This window comes from Neobacillus jeddahensis (genome assembly GCF_000612625.1).
GTDB classification, from domain to species: domain Bacteria; phylum Bacillota; class Bacilli; order Bacillales; family Cytobacillaceae; genus Neobacillus; species Neobacillus jeddahensis.
Map to the genome: position 1 here is coordinate 1 of NZ_CCAS010000117.1, position 3094 is coordinate 3094.

2 protein-coding genes are annotated in these 3094 nt (G+C 43.4%); one reads left to right on the top strand and one right to left on the bottom strand.

Going from position 1 to position 3094, the window contains the following annotated elements:
* Window positions 1–1091 (top strand): molybdopterin-containing oxidoreductase family protein (locus tag TY15_RS22740; RefSeq protein WP_042375698.1); only part of this gene is annotated, 1091 nt, incomplete at its 5' end.
* A 48-nt stretch (window positions 1092–1139) separates the two neighbouring features.
* Here the strand turns inward: TY15_RS22740 and TY15_RS22745 are convergent.
* A partial coding sequence (locus TY15_RS22745; RefSeq protein ID WP_081799501.1) for an SH3 domain-containing protein occupies window positions 1140–3094 on the bottom strand: 1955 nt, incomplete at its 5' end.

Genomic DNA, 3094 nt, shown 5'->3' on the forward strand with positions numbered 1-3094 from the left:
CCCTTGTTGCAGTGAGTGGAAATATAGGGATTGCTGGTGGCGGGGCGAATTATGCTAATCTTCAAGTAGGCCAGAGCTTTGACTTTGAGGAGCTTACTTTGCCAAACCGTAAACAAACCAGCCGGAAATTTTCGATGATGAAGCAGGCAGAGGAAGTGTTGCGGGCGGTCGATCCCGTGATTCAAATGATTATAGTGACCTGTGGTAATCCGTTAACACAGGTACCTAATACAAATGTAGTGGCAAAGGCCTTTTCATCCGTCAAGACATTGGTCGTGATTGACCAATATATGACTGATACGGCGGCGCTGGCTGATTATGTTTTGCCAACGACCACCGCATTTGAAGAAGAGGACTTTTATTACTCCTCGATGTACCATCATTATGTTAATTATGGTCCCAAACTAGTCGATGCCCCTGGGGAAGCCCAGCCGGACTTATGGATATGGACCCAATTGGCGAATAGGCTTGGTTTTGGGGAGGCGTTTGATTATACAAGGACCCAATTCCTCGAGATGACACTAACATCGTTAGCACCAGCAGGGATTACGCTTGAACGGTTAATGGCTGAGCATACCGTGGAATTGCCGGTGGAATCGATTCCTTGGCATGACCGCCGTTTTAAAACTCCGAGTGGAAAATATGAATTCACTTCTTCTCTTGCCCAGGATAAAGGGGATGACGGGCTGCTGAAATTCACCTACCCGCTTGAATCTAAATGGGCAAATCCAGCACTGGCAGAAAAATATCCGTACAATCTGCTGACGATTCACCCAATGCGCTCCAATCATTCGCAACACTATCACCTTTTCGCTAAGGAACCGCAGGTCAAGGTAGAGGTGGCTGAGAATATCGCTGAGCAGCTGAGCTTGGAAAATGGTGATATTGTTCGAGTATGGAATGATCGGGGGGAAGTAACTGGGACTATTTCTATTTTAGCGAAGGCTCACCCGAATACGATTAATATTGATGAGGGGATTTGGGCGAAGTTTGGTGGATCAGTAAACAACTTGACTGCCAACGCTGAATCGGACAATGGGTTAGGAAGCGTGTTGTATGATTGTTTGGTAAATATTGAAAAGGTTAGTTGAACGATACGGACGAAATAAAGGCTGCCAATGGGCAGCCTCTTTGTGTGTTTACTTGTACTGAGGGATTTCGAGTACTAGCTTATATGAATCTAATAAACTATAAATATTATAAATTTGATTGACTTGTTTTGCTGCCCAGCCGATATCTGTTGCATATTGATGTGCGGCAGCACCAGTAGTGGCCACTGAATTTGGATTCCATCTCATTTTATAGAGTGTATCTTGTCCTGCATTAATATAGCCATTTTCAATAAATTGTGCCCCGCCGACGATTGCCGCCTCAGGAGTAAACCAGCCGGCATTATAAGCAAATTGCGCTCCGCTCGTAATCGCGGAGTTATCATAGGCACCAATGCCATACATATTATAGACTGTTCTCCCGTTAATTTGTACGCCCGTTGCAAGTTGAGAGGTACCATTATTCGTTTCCAGCAATGCATGCGAGATTAAATACACTTCATTAATTCCAGATGTCGTTCCTGCTGTGAGAAAGGCGGATGCTAATCCCTCTAAAATTCCTTTCCCTGCTAAAATTCGATCATTCACTTCTGTCACATCGAGATTAGCAGCAACAGATAGTTTAAGGAATTGAAGAGAGTCAACGGTATTCGCAAGGAAATTAGCTGGGGTTACATAATAAGCTACATCTTCCGGGCTAGCATTCACCCACGTTTTAGTATAGGTAATTTGATACCAGTCATTTCCGTCTGTCCCTTTTATTTTAGAGAGAATTTGAACAGTGTCTTGGTTGTTGACTTGGCCAACTACCCAATAGTTCGTGCCGGCTCCGCCGCGGACATTCCAACCGGCTCCATTAACCGTACCGGTCGTGGCATTGGTCAGTGTTAAGGCATTTGCACTAATGTATGTATCATATCGCTTATCAGTTTGTGGACTGACTGCGTTCTCCTTCGTTATCATCTCATTTAGGCTAATGTTATAGCTTTCAAATCCTTTTTCAATGGTCCCATTTGTAATATTGGGAGTAAAAGGTTCTGTTGCTGATAAGTATTGTGAACTAACATATCCCGTTTTTCCATTTGCCGTTATGTGAGCCCAACCATTCTCCTCAGAATGGACAGTGACAAGGGTTCCTCTAGCTAGCTTACTGATAACTGGTGCACTTGTCGAAGCTCCTGATCGCATATTTAAACTTGAACCATAGACTACATCTATATACTTGGTCACATCTGTTTTATTTTCCTGTTCGGAGCTGTTATCTGGAGCAGAATCAGTTCCAGCAGTCGGTTTCGTTTCAGACAGAAATGCAGAGCTCACATACCCTGTTTGTCCATAGGCTTCGATTTTTGCCCAGCCATTTGCTTCTGAGTGCACGATGACTGCTACACCTCTAGCTAATTTTACTAAAACAGATGCATCGCTTGCGGGGCTTTTGCGCATATTTAAACTAGAACTTAGATTGACATTCACATATTTTGTTACGGTTTTCTGTTCTTGATTATCGGCAGGTGGTTGGCTGGATTGGGAAATGGAAAGAAATTCAGAACTAACGTACCCTTCTATTCCATTCACTTTTACCTTCGCCCAGCCATTTGCCTCTGACAATACGGCCAATGTCGTTCCGTTTGCTAATTTTGTGAGAATAGCGGAACTAGTTGAAGTACTTTTTCTCACATTTAAAGTTGACCCGGAACTAACCTTCACATATTTCGTGATGGATTGCTGCGGCTTTTCACTAGGAGCAGGAGCTGTGCCTGATGCAGTAGCAGACAAAAACTCGGAACTTACGTAACCTGTTTTTCCATATACCTCTATTTCAGCCCAGCCATTGGATTCAGAGTAGACCTTAACAGCTGTGTTTTTTGCCAATTTAACAATAATCGAAGCACTAGTTGAAGCACTATTGCGCATGTTCAAGGAGCCGCTAGCTATCTTCACATATTTTGTGGTTGTGGTAATCGGACTTGTCGTTGTACTTGTGTTTGTCCCAGAAGTTGAGTTCGATAAAAAGCTTGAACTAACATAACCTGTTTTTCCATTCA